A 16,331-nucleotide genomic window follows, 5' to 3' on the forward strand; every position below is an offset into this window, starting at 1 on the left:
TACAGGAAAAACATAAATACATGTCGGAGCTGCCGAAGGCTGCGATCTTTTTTCACTACAACATATTCGAAGGCGTCAGCTGCTCACCGCGCCATTCGAATGCCACCGGCGCCAACACCTGATCAATCTGCGCCTCGCTCCACAGTGTGGCGAAACTTTTACCTACACCGGGATGCACCCGATCCGGCGCAATCAGCGACAACGGCCACAGCACAAAGGCATTTTTCAGAATTTCCGCCCGCGGCAGGATCAAGCCATCGAAGTTGCCCACCAGATCACCAAACAACAACACGTCGATGTCCAGCGGCAAACCCTTGCGGTCCGGTGCGTAGCGGCCATTGTCGGCTTCGATGAATTTCAGCCGGCGATCCAGCTCCATCAGCGGCAAATCGGTGTAGGCCGATACCACGAAATTGAAGAACGGTCCGCTCTTGATCCCCACTGGCTGGCTTTCGAAGACCGGCGAACAATGGATATCCACCAGGAAACCCGCCAAGGCATCCAGGCCGGCCTGCAAATGGGTTTCGCGCTCGATATTGCTACCGAGCCCGAGATACACCTGAGTCAGCGACATCCGCGCTCGATCTCCACACCCACGCCACCGGTAGCCGCAGGTACTGCGCCTGGCTTGGTCAGCTTGAGGCGCATCCAGGTGATCTTGAATTCGCTCATCAGCACTTCAACCAGACGCTCGGCGAAGGTTTCGACCAGTTGGAACTGCGCCTGCTCGGCAAAGGCCTGGATGCGCGACGAAACACTCGCGTAATCGAGGGCCAGGGTCAGGTCGTCACCGGCGGCTGCCGGACGATTGTCCCAGGCGAAACTCAGATCAAGACGCAAGCACTGTCGGATGCCTCGCTCCCAGTCGTAGGCACCGATCACGGTGTCGACTTCCAGGCCCTCGATAAACACTCTGTCCAAGCACTTTTCTCCGCTACACGACAAGGGCGCATTGCGCCGTTAGAATCAGGGCGTCCTCGCCCGGAATAGTTAGCATGTTTTGGTTATTGGCGATCCTCGCCTACCTGCTCGGCTCTCTGTCCTTTGCCATTTTGCTCAGCCGCCTGACCGGTAACCCCGATCCGCGAATGAGTGGCTCGGGCAATGCCGGTGCCACCAACATGTTGCGCCTGGCCGGCAAGAAACTCGCCGTCCTGACCCTGCTCGGCGATCTCTGCAAAGGCTTGTTGCCCGTGCTGATCGCCGCTGTTGCGGGCCTTTCGCTGCAAGATCAGGCCTGGATCGGCGTGTGCGCCGTCATTGGCCACCTGTTCCCGCTGTACTTCCGCTTTCGCGGTGGCAAGGGTGTCGCCACCGCTGCCGGGATGTTGCTGGGCCTGTATCCGCCGGCAGCACTGTTGGCGGTTTGTGCCTGGCTGCTGACGTTCTACCTGACCCGTACAAGTTCACTGGCGGCCCTGATCGCCACGCCGCTGACTCTGCCGCTGCTGGCCTGGCAAGAACCGGCGGCCCTGCTGCCCATGACCACGCTCACAGGGCTGATCGTCTGGCGCCACCGCGGCAATCTACGCGACCTGTTTGCCGGGCGCGAACGGCATTTCTAGTTGCCGGACATGAGCCCGGCTCATCACAACGCCGACAATTGCTCCATCGGCCAACGCGCCTGCACAGTGATCGCCAGGCTTTCCTGCTGACCGGCCTGCAAGCGCTGGCAGCCGGCAAACGCAATCATCGCGCCGTTATCGGTGCAAAACTGCGGACGCGCATAAAAAACATCGCCCTTCATGTCGCCGAGCATTTTTTCCAGCGAAGTGCGCAACGCCTTGTTGGCACTCACGCCGCCTGCAATCACCAGACGCTTCATGCCAGCCGCCTTGAGGGCTCGCTTGCACTTGATGGTCAAAGTCTCCACCACGGCCTGCTGGAACGCCAGCGCGATGTCGCAACGGGCTTGCTCACCGTCGTCCCCGGCGCTGACGCACTGCTGCCAGGTGTTCAGCGCGAAGGTTTTCAGGCCACTGAAGCTGAAATCCAGGCCAGGGCGGTCGCACATCGGACGCGGGAAGACGAAACGTCCTGCAACGCCCTGCTCTGCCATACGCGCGATTTCCGGGCCACCCGGATATTGCAGGCCCATCATCTTGGCGGTCTTGTCGAACGCTTCGCCCGCAGCGTCGTCGAGTGTCTCGCCCAACAGCGTGTACTGACCGATTCCATCGACCTGAACGAGCTGCGTATGCCCACCCGACACCAACAAAGCGACGAACGGAAATTCCGGCGGTTGCGACTCCAGCATCGGCGCCAGCAAGTGACCTTCCATGTGGTGCACGCCCAGCGCCGGAATGCCCCAGGCAAAGGCCAGCGCCTGAGCGCAGGAAGCACCCACCAACAACGCCCCGACCAGGCCGGGACCCGCGGTGTAGGCGATCGCGTCGATCTCAGTCGGCACGCAGTCGGCTTCGGCCAACACCTGACGAATCAAGGGCAGCATGCGTTTGACGTGATCACGCGAGGCCAGCTCCGGCACCACCCCACCATAGGCACGGTGCAGGTCGATCTGGCTGAACAGCGCGTCGGCCAGCAGGCCGCGTTCACTGTCATATAATGCGACACCAGTTTCGTCGCAGGAGGTTTCTAATCCCAGTACTAGCATGGGTTTGCGCCTTGTTTAGGCTGAATTCGAAGGCGCGCATAATAGTCGTCGCGTGATGCCCCGACCAGCGGTTTTCGATCAGAGGCTTTGCATTCCGTGCGATGAGGGGTTAACATCCGCAACCCTTAAAAACCGACGTCTTCAAGTGCTCTTTTGCCGCGAGGATGTTGACCCCGGTAATGAATGAAGGTAGCTCTGGATGCCAGCCGTCAAAGTAAAAGAGAACGAACCCTTCGACGTAGCTCTGCGTCGTTTCAAGCGCTCCTGCGAAAAAGCCGGTGTACTGGCTGAAGTTCGTAGCCGCGAATTTTACGAGAAGCCAACTTCTGAGCGTAAGCGTAAAGCAGCAGCCGCTGTTAAGCGTCACGCCAAGAAAGTTCAGCGCGAACAGCGCCGCGCCGTTCGTCTGTACTAATACACAGACGATCGTAGCAAGCTTCTGCCAAGCCCGGCTCTCAGCCGGGCTAATGGCATTTGCGTAAAACGCTTGATGCTTCACTGTCGAAGCCGCAGACGCGACCAAGACAAATCTGCTTCACCGCGTCAGACCTGGCTCTTTTGCCAGCGGTGCACGTCTTTTCTGACGAGCCTTTCAAGGCTACTGACGAGCACACCCACTGATTCCTCTCACGACGATCAGCCCAAGGCATCTCTTGCATGCCAAATGATGAGCTATCCGAGACCCTTGACGGGTCGCAGCCGGATTCAGCGCAACACTTTCAAATAGTCGAATACTGATTGGAATTAACGTCAGTGGATTTTCGGCAGATACACTTCCCGATAGCGATTACGCAGACGACACTGGTCGAGCCGCACAGCTTGCGCGCCTCAAATCATGACCCGCGTCCGGCCGCCCTTCGTTTCGGACCCTTTCAGCGCAGATGACGAGAACGCCATGGCCGGGCTAATTCCCCAGAGCTTCATTGACGACCTTCTGAACCGCACCGACATCGTCGATGTGGTCAGCTCGCGCCTGCAAATGAAAAAAGCCGGCAAGAACTACACCGCCTGCTGCCCGTTTCACAAAGAGAAAACTCCGTCCTTCAGCGTCAGCCCCGACAAACAGTTCTATTACTGCTTCGGCTGCGGCGCTGGCGGCAATGCCCTGGGCTTCATCATGGACCACGACAACCTGGATTTCGTCCAGGCTGTCGAAGACCTGGCCAAAGCGGCCGGAATGGAAGTCCCCCGGGAAGAAGGCGGTCGCTCGCACAAACCGCGACAGCCGACAGATTCACCGCTGTATCCGCTGCTCACGGCCGCCGCCGACTTTTATCGTCAGGCGCTGAAGAGCCATCCATCGCGCAAAGCCGCTGTGGATTACCTGAAAGGTCGCGGCCTGACCGGGGAAATCGCCCGAGACTTCGGCCTCGGCTTTGCGCCCCCCGGCTGGGACAACCTGTTCAAGCACTTGAGCAGCGACACCCTGCAACAAAAAGCCATGATCGATGCCGGCCTGCTGATCGAAAACGCCGAAACCGGCAAACGCTACGATCGCTTCCGCGACCGGGTGATGTTCCCGATCCGCGACAGCCGTGGGCGCATCATTGCGTTCGGCGGCCGGGTGCTGGGTGATGACAAGCCGAAATACCTGAACTCCCCGGAAACCCCGGTATTCCATAAAGGCCAGGAACTCTACGGCCTGTATGAAGCGCGCAAGAACAACCGCAACCTCGACGAAATCATCGTCGTCGAAGGCTACATGGACGTCATCGCCCTCGCCCAGCAAGGCTTGCGCAATGCCGTCGCGACCCTGGGCACCGCCACCAGCGAAGAACACTTGAAGCGACTGTTTCGTGTCGTGCCCAGCGTTCTGTTTTGCTTCGATGGCGACCAGGCCGGTCGCAATGCAGCCTGGCGGGCACTGGAAGCAACGTTATCGAGCCTGCAAGACGGCCGCCGCGCACGCTTCCTGTTCCTGCCCGAAGGCGAGGACCCGGACACTTTGGTCCGCTCCGAAGGCACTGACGCCTTCCGCGCGCGCATCAATCAGCACGCCCAGCCGCTGGCGGATTATTTCTTCCAGCAACTGACCGAAGAAGCCGACCCACGCTCGCTCGAGGGCAAGGCCCACATGGCCACCCTCGCCGCACCGTTGATCGACAAAATCCCCGGCGCCAACCTGCGCATCCTGATGCGCCAGCGCCTGACGGAAATCACGGGCTTGAGTGGTGAAGCGGTCAGCCAACTGGCGCACAGCGCGCCGCAAGACGCACCGCCGGCTTATGACCCCGGCATCGATTACGACGCCATGCCGGACTACTCCGACTTCCATCAACCTCAAGAGGGCCACGCGCCCCAGCAGGAATGGACGCCGAAGAAACCCGGTGCCGGCGGCAAGAAATGGGACAAGAAACCATGGAACAAAAACGGCAAGCGCGGTGACCGCGACGAAGCCTATGCCCCACGCACGCCAGTAGCGGTTGAAGCGCCAACGCTTATCGCATTGCGCACGCTTATCCACCACCCGCAATTGGCTGGCAAGGTTGAGAGTGCTGAACATTTTGCCAACGAGAGCAATACGTACGCTCAGGTACTAATCGCCTTGATCGAGGCGGTGCAGAAAAATCCTAAGCTAAACTCTATTCAATTGATGGCCCGTTGGCACGGCACAGAGCAAGGGCGTCTTTTGAAAGCACTTGCAGAAAAGGAATGGCTAATTGACGGCGACAACCTTGAACAGCAGTTTTTAGACACCATTACTAGGTTATCTGCGGGTCAACATACGCAGACCCTCGACGAACTCATCAAAAAAGCAAGGCAGCCGGGATTGTCGGCTGATGAGCAAATACAGATAGCGAAACAGATGCGCGACCTTCTAAAACAGAATGTTTCCGCATCAAACCCGACCTCAACTGGCGCGTGAGGTCATAGCTCAGGTATAATCCTCGGCTTGTTTTTTGCCCGCCAAGACCTTCAGTGGATAGGGTGTTATGTCCGGAAAAGCGCAACAGCAGTCTCGTATTATTGAGTTGATCAAACTGGGTCGTGAGCAGAAGTATCTGACTTACGCCGAGGTCAACGACCACCTGCCTGAGGATATTTCAGATCCAGAGCAGGTGGAAGACATCATCCGCATGATTAATGACATGGGGATTCCCGTACACGAGAGTGCTCCGGATGCGGACGCCCTTATGCTGGCCGACGCCGATACCGACGAGGCCGCTGCGGAAGAAGCAGCCGCCGCGTTGGCAGCGGTCGAGACCGACATTGGCCGTACCACCGACCCAGTGCGCATGTACATGCGCGAAATGGGTACGGTAGAGCTCCTCACACGTGAAGGCGAAATCGAAATCGCCAAACGTATTGAAGAGGGCATCCGTGAAGTGATGAGCGCAATCGCGCACTTCCCTGGCACGGTTGACCATATTCTCTCCGAGTACACTCGCGTCACCACCGAAGGTGGTCGCCTGTCCGACGTCCTGAGCGGTTATATCGACCCGGACGACGGCATTGCGCCGCCTGCGGCAGAAGTGCCACCGCCGATCGACCCGAAGGCCGCAAAAGCGGATGACGATACCGACGACGATGAAGCTGAAGCCTCGGATGACGAAGAAGAAGCCGAAAGCGGTCCAGATCCGGTCATCGCTGCGCAGCGTTTTGGCGCCGTGTCCGATCAGATGGAAATTACCCGCAAGGCCCTGAAAAAGCACGGTCGCAGCAACAAGGCAGCTATCGCTGAATTGTTGGCCTTGGCCGAGCTGTTCATGCCGATCAAACTGGTGCCGAAGCAATTCGAAGGCCTGGTCGAGCGTGTTCGCAGTGCCCTGGACCGTCTGCGTCAGCAAGAGCGTGCAATCATGCAGCTCTGCGTCCGTGATGCGCGCATGCCGCGTGCCGACTTCCTGCGCCAGTTCCCGGGCAATGAAGTTGACGAAAGCTGGTCCGACGCACTGGCCAAAGGCAAAAGCAAATACGCTGAAGCCATTGGTCGCGTTCAGCCGGACATCATTCGTTGCCAGCAGAAGCTGACCGCGCTGGAGACCGAAACCGGTCTGACCATCGCCGAGATCAAGGACATCAACCGTCGCATGTCGATCGGTGAGGCCAAGGCCCGCCGCGCGAAGAAAGAGATGGTTGAAGCGAACTTGCGTCTGGTGATCTCCATCGCCAAGAAGTACACCAACCGTGGCCTGCAATTCCTCGATCTGATCCAGGAAGGCAACATCGGTTTGATGAAAGCGGTAGACAAGTTTGAATACCGCCGCGGCTACAAATTCTCGACTTATGCCACCTGGTGGATCCGTCAGGCGATCACTCGCTCGATCGCCGACCAGGCCCGCACCATCCGTATTCCGGTGCACATGATCGAGACGATCAACAAGCTCAACCGTATTTCCCGGCAGATGTTGCAGGAAATGGGTCGCGAACCGACCCCGGAAGAGCTGGGCGAACGCATGGAAATGCCTGAGGACAAGATCCGCAAGGTATTGAAGATCGCTAAAGAGCCGATCTCCATGGAAACCCCGATCGGTGATGACGAAGACTCCCATCTGGGTGACTTCATCGAAGACTCGACCATGCAGTCGCCAATCGATGTCGCCACTGTTGAGAGCCTTAAAGAAGCGACTCGCGAAGTGCTGTCCGGCCTCACTGCCCGTGAAGCCAAGGTACTGCGCATGCGCTTCGGTATCGACATGAATACCGACCACACCCTCGAAGAGGTTGGTAAGCAGTTCGACGTGACCCGTGAACGGATTCGTCAGATCGAAGCCAAGGCGCTGCGCAAGCTGCGCCACCCGACGAGAAGCGAGCATCTGCGCTCCTTCCTCGACGAGTGATACCAGAACCCCCGGCCCAGGCCGGGGGTTTTGTTTTATGGCAGATTAATATCTCCGCACGCCCCCCTCCGCTCCATAGCCCGTCTACACTCGAAACATTCCCCAGAGCCATAACGAGACCGTTATGCCCAGACTGCCGACCGTGCTTTTTTTGCTGTCGCTCATGACCTGGACCGCAACGGCTGGCGCGCTGACTCTAACCGACGAAGAACGTAGCTGGCTTGCGGCCCACCCGGACTTGCGCCTGGGTGTCGATGCGTCCTGGCCGCCCTTTGAGTTTCGCGACGATCAAGGGCGTTACCAGGGCCTTGCGGCAGACTATATCGACCTGATTCGCCAACGATTGGCCGTCAAACTGACGCCCATCGAACCGGTCAGTTGGACGGTTGTGCTCGAACAGGCCAAACAAGGCAAGCTCGACCTGCTGCCGGGCATCATGTCGACCCCGGAACGCCAGGCGTTCCTGTCGTTCACCCGACCCTATCTGGACTTCCCGATTGTCATCCTGGCGCACGTCGGCGGTCCTCAGCCGCGCAAAATTCAGGACCTGTACGGTCTGAAAATCGCCGTGGTGGAAAACTATGCACCCCACGAGCTGTTACGCACCCACCACCCCGACTTGAATCTGGTGGCCATGCACAATGTCAGCTCGGCTTTGCAGGCGCTGGCGACCGATGAGGTGGACGCCGTGGTCGGCGATCTCGCTTCCAGCGTCTGGAGCCTGCGCCAGCTCAAGCTCGACGGACTGTACGTCAGCGGCGAAACCCCTTACCGCTATCAACTGGCCATGGGCGTGCCCCGGGACAACAAAGTGCTGGTCGGCATCCTGGATAAAGTCCTGGCGGACATGTCCCCAGCCGAAATCAGCGCCATTCAGGAACTTTGGGTCGGCAACGTCCTCGATCATCGAACATTCTGGTCCGACCTGCTGGTCTATGGCCTGCCGGGACTACTGCTGCTGATTGCGGTGCTGGTGGCGGTGATCCGGATCAACCGTCGCTTGAGTTCGGAAATTGCCCGTCGCGTCGATCTCGAGCAGGAACTGCGCAGCAGCGAGTATCACTACCGCGGATTGGTAGAGAGCCTGTCGGCCATCGCCTGGGAAGCGCGAATGAGCGACTTCACTTACAGCTATGTGTCGCCCCACGCCGAAGACCTGCTCGGTTATCCCCTGTCGCATTGGCTGATTCCGGGCTTCTGGCGCAACATCATTCACCCCGCCGACCTCATTCGCGCGCAGAGCTTTTGTGATCACGAAGTGTTGGCCGGGCGCGATCACAGCCTCGATTACCGGGTGATCACCGCTGACGGGCGCTGCTTGTGGGTGCGCGACATCGTCAGCCTGATCGAACACGGCCATGAACCGGTGATGCGCGGGCTGATGATCGACATCAGTGAGGCCAAACGCACCGAAGAAGCGCTGCGCCTGTCGGAACAGAAATTTGCCTCGGTGTTCCAGCAATGCCCGGACATTCTGGTCATCGCGCGCCTCTCCGACGGTTGCCTGCTGGAAGTGAACGAAGCGTTCGAAGAACAGATCGGCCTGCGTGCCGAAGACGTCATCGGCCAGACCGCCACCGATCTCAACATCTGGGGCATTCCCGGTGTCGGACCGGGCTTGTTGCAGCGCTTGCAGGCCGGCAGCATCCGCAACCTGGAGATGCCCTTTCGCCGCAGCAATGGCCAGGTGTTTACCGGCCTGATCTCCGCCGAGCCGTTCGACCTCGATACCACTCCGGCACTGGTGGTGGTCGTGCGCGACATCACCCAGCTCAAGGAAACCCAACAGCAACTGCAAACCTCCGAAGAGAAATTCGCCAAGGCCTTCCACGCCTCGCCGGACGGCTTGCTGCTGTCTCGGCAGAGCGACGGCTTGTTGCTTGAGGTCAACGAGGGTTTCAGCCGCATCACCGGGTTCAACAGCGCGATGTCGGTGGATCGCTCGGCGCTGGATCTGGGGATCTGGGTCAATCTCAACGAACGCAAACAGATGCTCGATCTGCTGCACCGCGACGGCTTCGTCCGCGACTTCAGTTGCCATATCCGCCGCAGCGACGGGCAGATCCGCCTCTGCGAGGTGTCCAGTCGTCCGCTGCCAATCGGCGACGAGGACTGCATGCTGACCATCGCCCGGGACATCACAGAGCGCCACCTGATGCAGGAAAAACTGCAACAGGCCGCTACCGTATTCGAGAGCACCGCCGAAGGCGTGTTGATCACCGATACCCAGCAGCACATCAGCGCAGTCAACCGTGCATTCACGGAAATCACCGGTTACAGCGAAAGCGAAGCGCTGGGCCACACCCCGCGCCTGCTCGCCTCAGGCCTGCATGACAGCGCGTTCTACGCCGCCATGTGGCACCAATTGACCGCCGAAGGTCACTGGCAAGGCGAGATTTCCAACCGGCGCAAGAATGGCGAACTTTATCCGAGCTGGCTGACCATCAGCGCCGTGCGCAACCGCGACAAATTCATCACTCACTTTGTGGCGGTGTTCGCCGACATTTCGAGCCTCAAGCACGCCCAAGCCAAACTCGACTACCAGGCGCACCACGATCCGCTGACCGGCCTGCCCAACCGCACACTTTTCGAAAGCCGCTTGCTGACCGCGCTCAACACCCAGAAAGAAAACGGTGGCCAGGGCGCGGTGCTGTTCCTCGACCTCGACCGTTTCAAACACATCAACGACAGCCTCGGTCACCCGGTCGGCGACCTGCTGCTCAAGGGCATTGCCGTGCGTCTCAAGGAACAGCTGCGCGACATCGACACCGTCGCGCGTCTGGGCGGCGACGAGTTCATCATTCTGCTGCCCGGCCTTCAGCAGCCTAGCGATGCCGATAACATCGCGACCAAGCTGCTCAACTGCTTCACCGCGCCGTTCCAGGCCGGTGAGCACGAGTTCTTCATCAGCTCGAGCATCGGCACCAGCCTTTATCCACAGGACGGCTGCGACGTCGCCACGCTGATCAAGAACGCCGACGCGGCGATGTACCGCTCCAAGGCCAAGGGCCGTAACCGGGTCGAAAGCTACACCCGTGACCTGACCGCCCAAGCCAGCGAACGTGTGGCGCTGGAGCATGAACTGCGCCGCGCCATCGAGCGCAATGAACTGCACCTCTACTACCAACCGAAAATCAGCCTCGACGACTACCGCCTGGTGGGCGCCGAAGCGCTGATTCGTTGGCGTCACCCGACCTTTGGCGACGTACCACCGGAACATTTCATTTCCCTGGCCGAAGAAAACGGCATGATCCTGCAGATCGGCGACTGGGTACTGGAAACCGCCTGCCGGCAAATGCACGAATGGAGCAAAACCTACGAGGGCCTTGGCCCGCTGTCGGTCAACCTCGCCGGCGCGCAATTGCGCCAACCGAACCTGCTCGGGCGCATCGAACAGCTGCTCAAGGACTACCGCCTCAAACCCGATTTCCTGCAACTGGAAATCACCGAAAACTTCATCATGAGCCAAGCCGAAGAAGCCTTGAGCGTGCTGCATCAGCTCAAGCACCTGGGCGTGCAACTGGCGATCGACGACTTCGGCACCGGCTACTCGTCATTGAGCTACCTCAAGCGCCTGCCGCTGGACATTCTCAAGATCGACCAGTCCTTCGTCCGCGGCCTGCCGGATGACCCGCACGACGTCGCCATCGTGCGCGCCATCATCGCCCTCGGCCGCAGCATGCAATTCACCGTGATTGCCGAAGGCGTCGAAACCCAGGCGCAGCAACAATTCCTGGCCTATGAGGGCTGCGAGCAGATCCAGGGCTACATCGTCAGCCTGCCCCTGCCCCCGGACGAATTCGCCGCGACGTTTCTTCGTACAACCGTAATGGATTTTTCGGATAGCACAGCCGCGAAACCGTCGCTATAATCCGCGACCTACTGAGGGCCTATAGCTCAGTTGGTTAGAGCAGAGGACTCATAATCCTTTGGTCCACGGTTCAAGTCCGTGTGGGCCCACCAAACAAGAAAGCCGCGTTTTTACGCGGCTTTTTCGTGTCTGCTCGGTCACCGTTGCCTATGTTGCTGAATCCTGCCTTTCGGGTCTGTCTGAAGATAGAACTGCTAAAAATGCAGTCTGCACCTCTAGGGTTAGAGCTGAACATCAATCCACGTAACGTCATCTTCAACAGCAATAGGGTCGCTATCTGGTGATACCAACAAGCTACTTTGCTGCGATTCCGTTAATTCCGCCCAAAAGCCATCGGTTACGAACACCAGTCGTTCATCGACGACCAATTGATGAAAAACAAAGTCAGGGTCCGGGGCACGATTAGCTTTCAAACATCGGGTTATCCAGTTTCGAGCAGGGTCTCGCGCCAGCTCACGGTGTGAACGGTCGCGCCTCCAGTTGGCTTTGCAGTGGGGCGGCGTAATCCACTCGATCCTACCTTCCGGTGTCACCACTCCACACGAACAGTCACCTTCATACGCAAGCGTGAGCTTTCCATGAGCAATGACGCCGAGCAGATAACACGTCGCCCCTGTCTGGTCCGCAAACAAAGTGGGATGAAGTTCGGTCAGCACCGAACAAAGCACCTGCTCCACCGCTCCATGCTCAGTGATATCGCCTCCCTGATCCAAATGCTTTTGGTAGGCTGCCAAAACGCCCCTCACGAAGTACTCAGCTAGTTGGCCGCTGCCAGTCTTCGACGTTCCATCTGTGATAACGAACAGCCCTCTTTCACCATCGCAGAGAACTCCAGCACAGTCATTATTGGCTTTCCTGGCCTTTCCTATTACTGACTTGGTGTTGTATCTCATGCGTTGCCCAGGTCCTTCATGCGCATGTGGATGATTCGACCTCTACCCGGATTTGCCTGCACCGAGCCCGAACTCTCAATCACGTAGTCGATACCACTAAGTTCCGTGAGGCCTCGAATTCCAGCAGTAATGAATTCCTTGAGCTCAGAATCAACTTGGCGAACCTCTTCCAAAAGCTCCGTACGACCATCAATCAAGATAATGATGTCTTCGACATCCTTGTGGTAAGGATCGCCCTCACCACGACCGCAAAAGGCCTCTAGTTTCGTCGCAAGAAAGTAGGTCGGTTTAAATATCTGGATGACGATACCGCTGGGCAACGTAAATTTGTCAGCCTTGGCCAACCCCTCCACAAACCAACGATTGGCATATCCGAGAACCGCGGGATCAGAGGGCATCACGTCAACAACGACGTCGTTGAAGCGGAAACGACAGTTGACCTCATCCTCACCGGTGATCTTGAAGTTCTTAGCCGCCAGGCGTTCCGTAAGGTGTTGCCAAGCGCTAATACCTGCAAGTTCGATCACCAGGTCAACATCATCGGTGAAGCGAATGTCGTCCAGCACAGTAACATCAGTCACCAGCATGGCTGTTGTGCAACCACCGACAAAGGCAACTTCAGCGAGAAACGCCTCACCCAAGCCACCTGCAACAAATTCTATGAGCTCATAGTTGTGATTAGCGCTTGATGACATGTTACTTCAGCCCCATTCCTGCCTTTAGAATGTTAACCGCCACACCACACTCTCGCGGACCACCAAGACGGATCGCATCGGCAAGCGCAAGATAGTGATAAAGGGTTCTGTCCTTCTTTACCGCTTCTGGCACCGTTTTGTAGAGCGGTTCTATCGCTTGACCACGCTCATTTCCCAAGGGATCAGGCCAAACCGGAATCAGCCCGCCAGCACTCTTGATGCTTTTAGAGAGCGCTGGTGCTGCGAAACCCGTTGGGATACCACGAACCATTGCGCCCGGCTTCACAGGGAAGAAATATTTCAGAGCGTGCTCGGTGATTTTCAGCAGCTCTCGCCGATTAACTTTTGGAAGCCCGGTGTCGTAATCATTGGTAAGCATTCCGGATTCGCGACACCTCGCAATGGAGTTTGAAACCTCGCTTTTGCTTAGCCCCAAAGACGCAGACAGTGCACGCAACGAGTAGCCTTCACTCCAACTCGCCAGCGGCGCAGAAGACACTGGCTCTGACCAACCTTCCCATTCATCTTCGTCGCTGAAAGACGAGTCGAACTCTTGACGATGAAATTCAGTTTCTTCACCAGCAGAAGGGTAGGTGACTAGTGGCTGCCCCACTCGCCCCCCTGCCGTCATAAATATCGGCTGAGGTTTTAACAAGTCCTCAACGGTGTTCGAATTCGACTCAGACTCCATCACCCCATAAAGATTTTCCTCTTGGGCGTGCAGGCTGGCCATCTTGAACAGAAGCAAAATATCTTGACTCTTCATAAAGTCAAAAACTCCAAGCGTCCACATTCCATAAAACGTGGACACTTGTCTCATTTGAAATATTTCACTGTCAAGATCTTTTGAACCAGGCACGATGGGGGCGCTTCGTGACCTTACAAAAAGCCCTTCCGCAACAATCGTGAAGACCGCAGGCGCTGTGGCCGAGTGAATTCGGCGTTAGTTTTGTTTACTCAAAGTCTCGCTTTATCGGATGACGCCGTAGGACCTTGTAGGCAAACTCCGAATCTTCTATTTGGGCACTTTGATGCCTTGTTGCGCTTTTCTTTGACGGGATAGTCTCTGGACGTCGCTGACCATTCAGCGGTCGGGCTTGGAAACCCGTCAGATCACAGCGCAATAGTGCCCCTACCGCAACTCCAGTCGTTTTTACGATTGCGAATTCTGTGTTATGGCAGCTGTGCGTGGGACGCCTTCGGGCGTGCCGGTTCTGTGGTCTCCGGTTTTCCAACCTGCGCACAGCCGCCACCTATTCGCTTGGAAACGAACGTGGCGACTACTCTAATCTTGGAGTCAGACCATGTCTAAAACTGATACGCCCTTAACCTCAGAACTCAAAACCATCGGCTTCACCCCCTTCATCTACTGCAAGAACCAGGCGCTATTCCACGTCAGTCGCGGCGTTCCGCTGGCCGAAGCATTAGCTCAAGCCTCCGATCTTTTGCATCTCGCCAAGGGGCTAACCATGGACGCCGCCTACGCCAAAGACACCGACCGCCACGCCTGGGCCGCGCATTACCTGACGGCGATGAGCAAGGCGGTGATTGATGATGTGGCGAAGGTGCTGGATCGGCGACCTGTTCAAACAACAAAGGAAGCAGCCCCATCGAAAAACTCATAATCACGGCAGAGTTGAAAATTCCCAAAAAGGGACCTATCGTTCCCTTTTTGGGACTTATAGAGTCAGCCATGCCTGCCATCCCGCTCAGCGATGCCCTGTTTACCGCCACTCAGCAAAAAGTGCTGGGCATGCTGTATGGCAAACCGGATCAGAGCTTCTATGCCAATGAGATATCCCGCTGGGCGCAGGTCGGCAAGGGCAGCCTGATGCGTGAGCTGGAACGTCTTCATGGCGCAGGCATTCTCACCATGATTCGACGGGGTAATCAGACGCACTATCAAGCCAACCCTGAATGCCCCATTTATGCGGAACTGCTAGGGATCGTGCGCAAGACTTTTGGTATCGCAGAGCAACTGCGTGCTGCCTTGGCTCCATTGAGTGATCAGCTGACGTGGGCATTTATCTACGGCTCCATCGCCAAGGGAAACGAGCATGCAGGTAGTGACATTGACCTGATGCTGATTGGCGAAAATCTCAATTACAGCGACTTGATGGAACGGGTACTGCCCGTTGAGGAACAGCTTGGCCGCACCATTAACCCGACGCTCTATACCTTGGCCGACTGGCAAGCCAAGAAGGCGGCCGGTAACAGCTTTGTAGTGCGGGTTGAGCAACAGGAAAAAATTGACTTGATTGGCCGCAATCCAGCAGAGGTAGCCGATGGGCAGTAACGAAAATCTGGAAAACCTGGTGCGTAGCGGCGGCCTCAAAGCTGAACCGCCAGATCGTAAGGAATGTGAAGGGCTGCTGAGATCGGCCACGGACCGTTTAAATGATGCTCACAGTTCGGCCCTGTCCTTTGCCAGTCGCTTCGACCTCGCCTACAACGCCGCACATGCCCTGGCGCTCACGGCCATGCGGTTGCAGGGGTTTCGCTCTGACCGCCGCTATCTGGTATTTCAGTGCCTTGTACATACTCTCGGCCTGAACAAAATCCAGGTACGCCTGTTTACGCTTTGTCACGAGCGCCGCAATCTGGCTGAGTACGAAGGTTATATGGATGTGGATGAAACCCTACTTGCCGAACTGTTGGCAGCAACTGATGCACTGCTGCTATTGGTGCAAGACGCCATGCTCGCGAGCAAATAACGCTTCGACCCTTCGTTACTTCCAGTGCTGAACAGCATCACTGCAACTGTCAGTCCAAACAGGTAACGAAGGGATGGCCTGCACCGCCCGCAACCGTTCCAGCATCGGACCGGTAAACACCACTTCATACCTATCCGCCGCCCGCCCCCACTGCTCGACGATGACCATGCCGTCGACCAGCGCTCCGGCCAATTCGGCAATCGTCTGCGCCTGATCCTCGATGATTTCTTGAGTCCGAACCCACAACCGATCGGTCATCGCTTTAAGCTGCGCAGCTATTCGCTCACCCGACGCCGGATCGGTATCCGGGTAAGCGATGTTGCGCAGCAGATGCTGAAGCTCCCGGATTTTTGCGTAATCCTGTTCAGCCCCCTGCTCACCTTTGAGGATGGTTGTGGCTTTTGGCTTGTCGACGCGTTTGGCGGCTGAAGGTTTTGAGGGGAGTGTCTGCGCCATTGCGCCGGCCAGGAGCACCATGATTCGGGCTTCCAGATGCTCTTTCATGGCTTCTAGCGATGAAATGGGGCGCACCAACGTTATGGAAGCTCCGCCTTGGTGACGCAAATCCTTGGTCACTGTCAGGGTCACACCGCCCGTTTCAAAACCCAACACACGGGCCACGACGTAGTGGCCCATTTCGTGATGGGCGATTTGCAATGCACGGTCGCGTACTGCAGTCGGTAGCTTTGTTGTCATGTCCTTCGCCTCGCACCCTCGACTGCCTCAATCCTAGCCGATTTCCACACACGCTTTTCCGCCCAAG

Annotated in this window: 15 protein-coding genes and 1 tRNA gene; 9 read left to right on the plus strand and 7 right to left on the minus strand. The window is 57.5% G+C overall.

Annotated features, from left to right (window positions below; translation table 11 throughout):
- Positions 1-55: 55 nt before the first annotated feature.
- Both folK and folB read right to left on the minus strand, forming a co-directional pair.
- Positions 56-574, minus strand: a complete 519-nt coding sequence (gene folK, locus ACW9JC_RS07005) for a 2-amino-4-hydroxy-6-hydroxymethyldihydropteridine diphosphokinase (protein WP_457454328.1) — start codon at positions 572-574, stop codon at positions 56-58.
- Complete coding sequence (gene folB, locus ACW9JC_RS07010; RefSeq protein WP_008051601.1) at positions 565-921, minus strand: dihydroneopterin aldolase; 357 nt, start codon at positions 919-921, stop codon at positions 565-567. The genes folK and folB overlap by 10 nt, the downstream gene beginning before the upstream one ends.
- A gap of 74 nt (positions 922-995) precedes the next feature.
- On the opposite strand from folB, the gene plsY reads away from it, so the two are divergent.
- Positions 996-1,565 carry a glycerol-3-phosphate 1-O-acyltransferase PlsY gene (gene plsY / locus ACW9JC_RS07015; RefSeq protein WP_416127551.1) on the plus strand — a complete coding sequence of 190 codons (570 nt, stop codon included), beginning with the start codon at positions 996-998 and terminating at the stop codon, positions 1,563-1,565.
- A 23-nt stretch (positions 1,566-1,588) separates the two neighbouring features.
- Here the strand turns inward: plsY and tsaD are convergent, their stop codons facing one another.
- Positions 1,589-2,614 (minus strand): tRNA (adenosine(37)-N6)-threonylcarbamoyltransferase complex transferase subunit TsaD, encoded by a 1,026-nt coding sequence (gene tsaD / locus ACW9JC_RS07020; RefSeq protein WP_457454332.1) that lies wholly within the window; start codon positions 2,612-2,614, stop codon positions 1,589-1,591.
- 199 nt (positions 2,615-2,813) lie between these two features.
- Between tsaD and rpsU the strand changes: the two genes are divergently transcribed.
- The 5 genes from rpsU (at position 2,814) to ACW9JC_RS07045 (ending at position 11,358) form a co-directional block, all read left to right on the plus strand.
- Entirely contained in the window at positions 2,814-3,029 is a 216-nt protein-coding gene (rpsU, locus tag ACW9JC_RS07025) for a 30S ribosomal protein S21 (RefSeq protein WP_002551877.1), read from the plus strand.
- Between the two features lie 480 nt (positions 3,030-3,509).
- Entirely contained in the window at positions 3,510-5,480 is a 1,971-nt protein-coding gene (gene dnaG / locus ACW9JC_RS07030; RefSeq protein ID WP_457454334.1) for a DNA primase, read from the plus strand.
- A 67-nt stretch (positions 5,481-5,547) separates the two neighbouring features.
- The gene (gene rpoD, locus ACW9JC_RS07035) at positions 5,548-7,395 is read left to right on the plus strand and encodes an RNA polymerase sigma factor RpoD (RefSeq protein ID WP_338583502.1); all 1,848 of its coding nucleotides are present in this window, start codon (positions 5,548-5,550) and stop codon (positions 7,393-7,395) included.
- 124 nt (positions 7,396-7,519) lie between these two features.
- Positions 7,520-11,266 (plus strand): bifunctional diguanylate cyclase/phosphodiesterase, encoded by a 3,747-nt coding sequence (locus tag ACW9JC_RS07040; RefSeq protein WP_457454336.1) that lies wholly within the window; start codon positions 7,520-7,522, stop codon positions 11,264-11,266.
- A gap of 15 nt (positions 11,267-11,281) precedes the next feature.
- Positions 11,282-11,358, plus strand: a tRNA-Ile gene (locus ACW9JC_RS07045).
- Positions 11,359-11,487: 129 nt separating this feature from the next.
- On the opposite strand, the gene ACW9JC_RS07050 is transcribed toward ACW9JC_RS07045, so the two are convergent.
- From ACW9JC_RS07050 to ACW9JC_RS07060, 3 genes are read right to left on the minus strand one after another with little or no spacing between them, the layout of a single operon-like run.
- On the minus strand, positions 11,488-12,159 hold the full coding sequence (locus ACW9JC_RS07050) for a PP2C family protein-serine/threonine phosphatase (RefSeq protein ID WP_457454338.1): 672 nt from the start codon (positions 12,157-12,159) through the stop codon (positions 11,488-11,490).
- The gene (locus ACW9JC_RS07055; RefSeq protein ID WP_457454340.1) at positions 12,156-12,854 is read right to left on the minus strand and encodes a hypothetical protein; all 699 of its coding nucleotides are present in this window, start codon (positions 12,852-12,854) and stop codon (positions 12,156-12,158) included. The genes ACW9JC_RS07050 and ACW9JC_RS07055 overlap by 4 nt, the downstream gene beginning before the upstream one ends.
- A 1-nt stretch (position 12,855) precedes the next feature.
- On the minus strand, positions 12,856-13,620 hold the full coding sequence (locus tag ACW9JC_RS07060; protein WP_416127736.1) for a MarR family transcriptional regulator: 765 nt from the start codon (positions 13,618-13,620) through the stop codon (positions 12,856-12,858).
- Positions 13,621-14,158: 538 nt separating this feature from the next.
- On the opposite strand from ACW9JC_RS07060, the gene ACW9JC_RS07065 reads away from it, so the two are divergent.
- The 3 genes from ACW9JC_RS07065 (at position 14,159) to ACW9JC_RS07075 (ending at position 15,568) form a co-directional block, all read left to right on the plus strand.
- Positions 14,159-14,479, plus strand: a complete 321-nt coding sequence (locus tag ACW9JC_RS07065) for a DUF3077 domain-containing protein (RefSeq protein ID WP_457454342.1) — start codon at positions 14,159-14,161, stop codon at positions 14,477-14,479.
- Between the two features lie 68 nt (positions 14,480-14,547).
- Positions 14,548-15,150, plus strand: coding sequence for a nucleotidyltransferase domain-containing protein (locus ACW9JC_RS07070; RefSeq protein ID WP_457454343.1), 603 nt, complete (start codon positions 14,548-14,550; stop codon positions 15,148-15,150).
- Positions 15,140-15,568: a hypothetical protein gene (locus tag ACW9JC_RS07075; protein WP_457454345.1), complete on the plus strand. Its 429-nt coding sequence runs from the start codon at positions 15,140-15,142 to the stop codon at positions 15,566-15,568. The genes ACW9JC_RS07070 and ACW9JC_RS07075 overlap by 11 nt, the downstream gene beginning before the upstream one ends.
- Before the next feature lie 15 nt (positions 15,569-15,583).
- Here the strand turns inward: ACW9JC_RS07075 and ACW9JC_RS07080 are convergent, their stop codons facing one another.
- Positions 15,584-16,264 (minus strand): peptidase M41, encoded by a 681-nt coding sequence (locus ACW9JC_RS07080; protein WP_457454347.1) that lies wholly within the window; start codon positions 16,262-16,264, stop codon positions 15,584-15,586.
- Positions 16,265-16,331 lie beyond the last annotated feature (67 nt).

Source organism: Pseudomonas sp. SDO5591_S426, assembly GCF_054070755.1.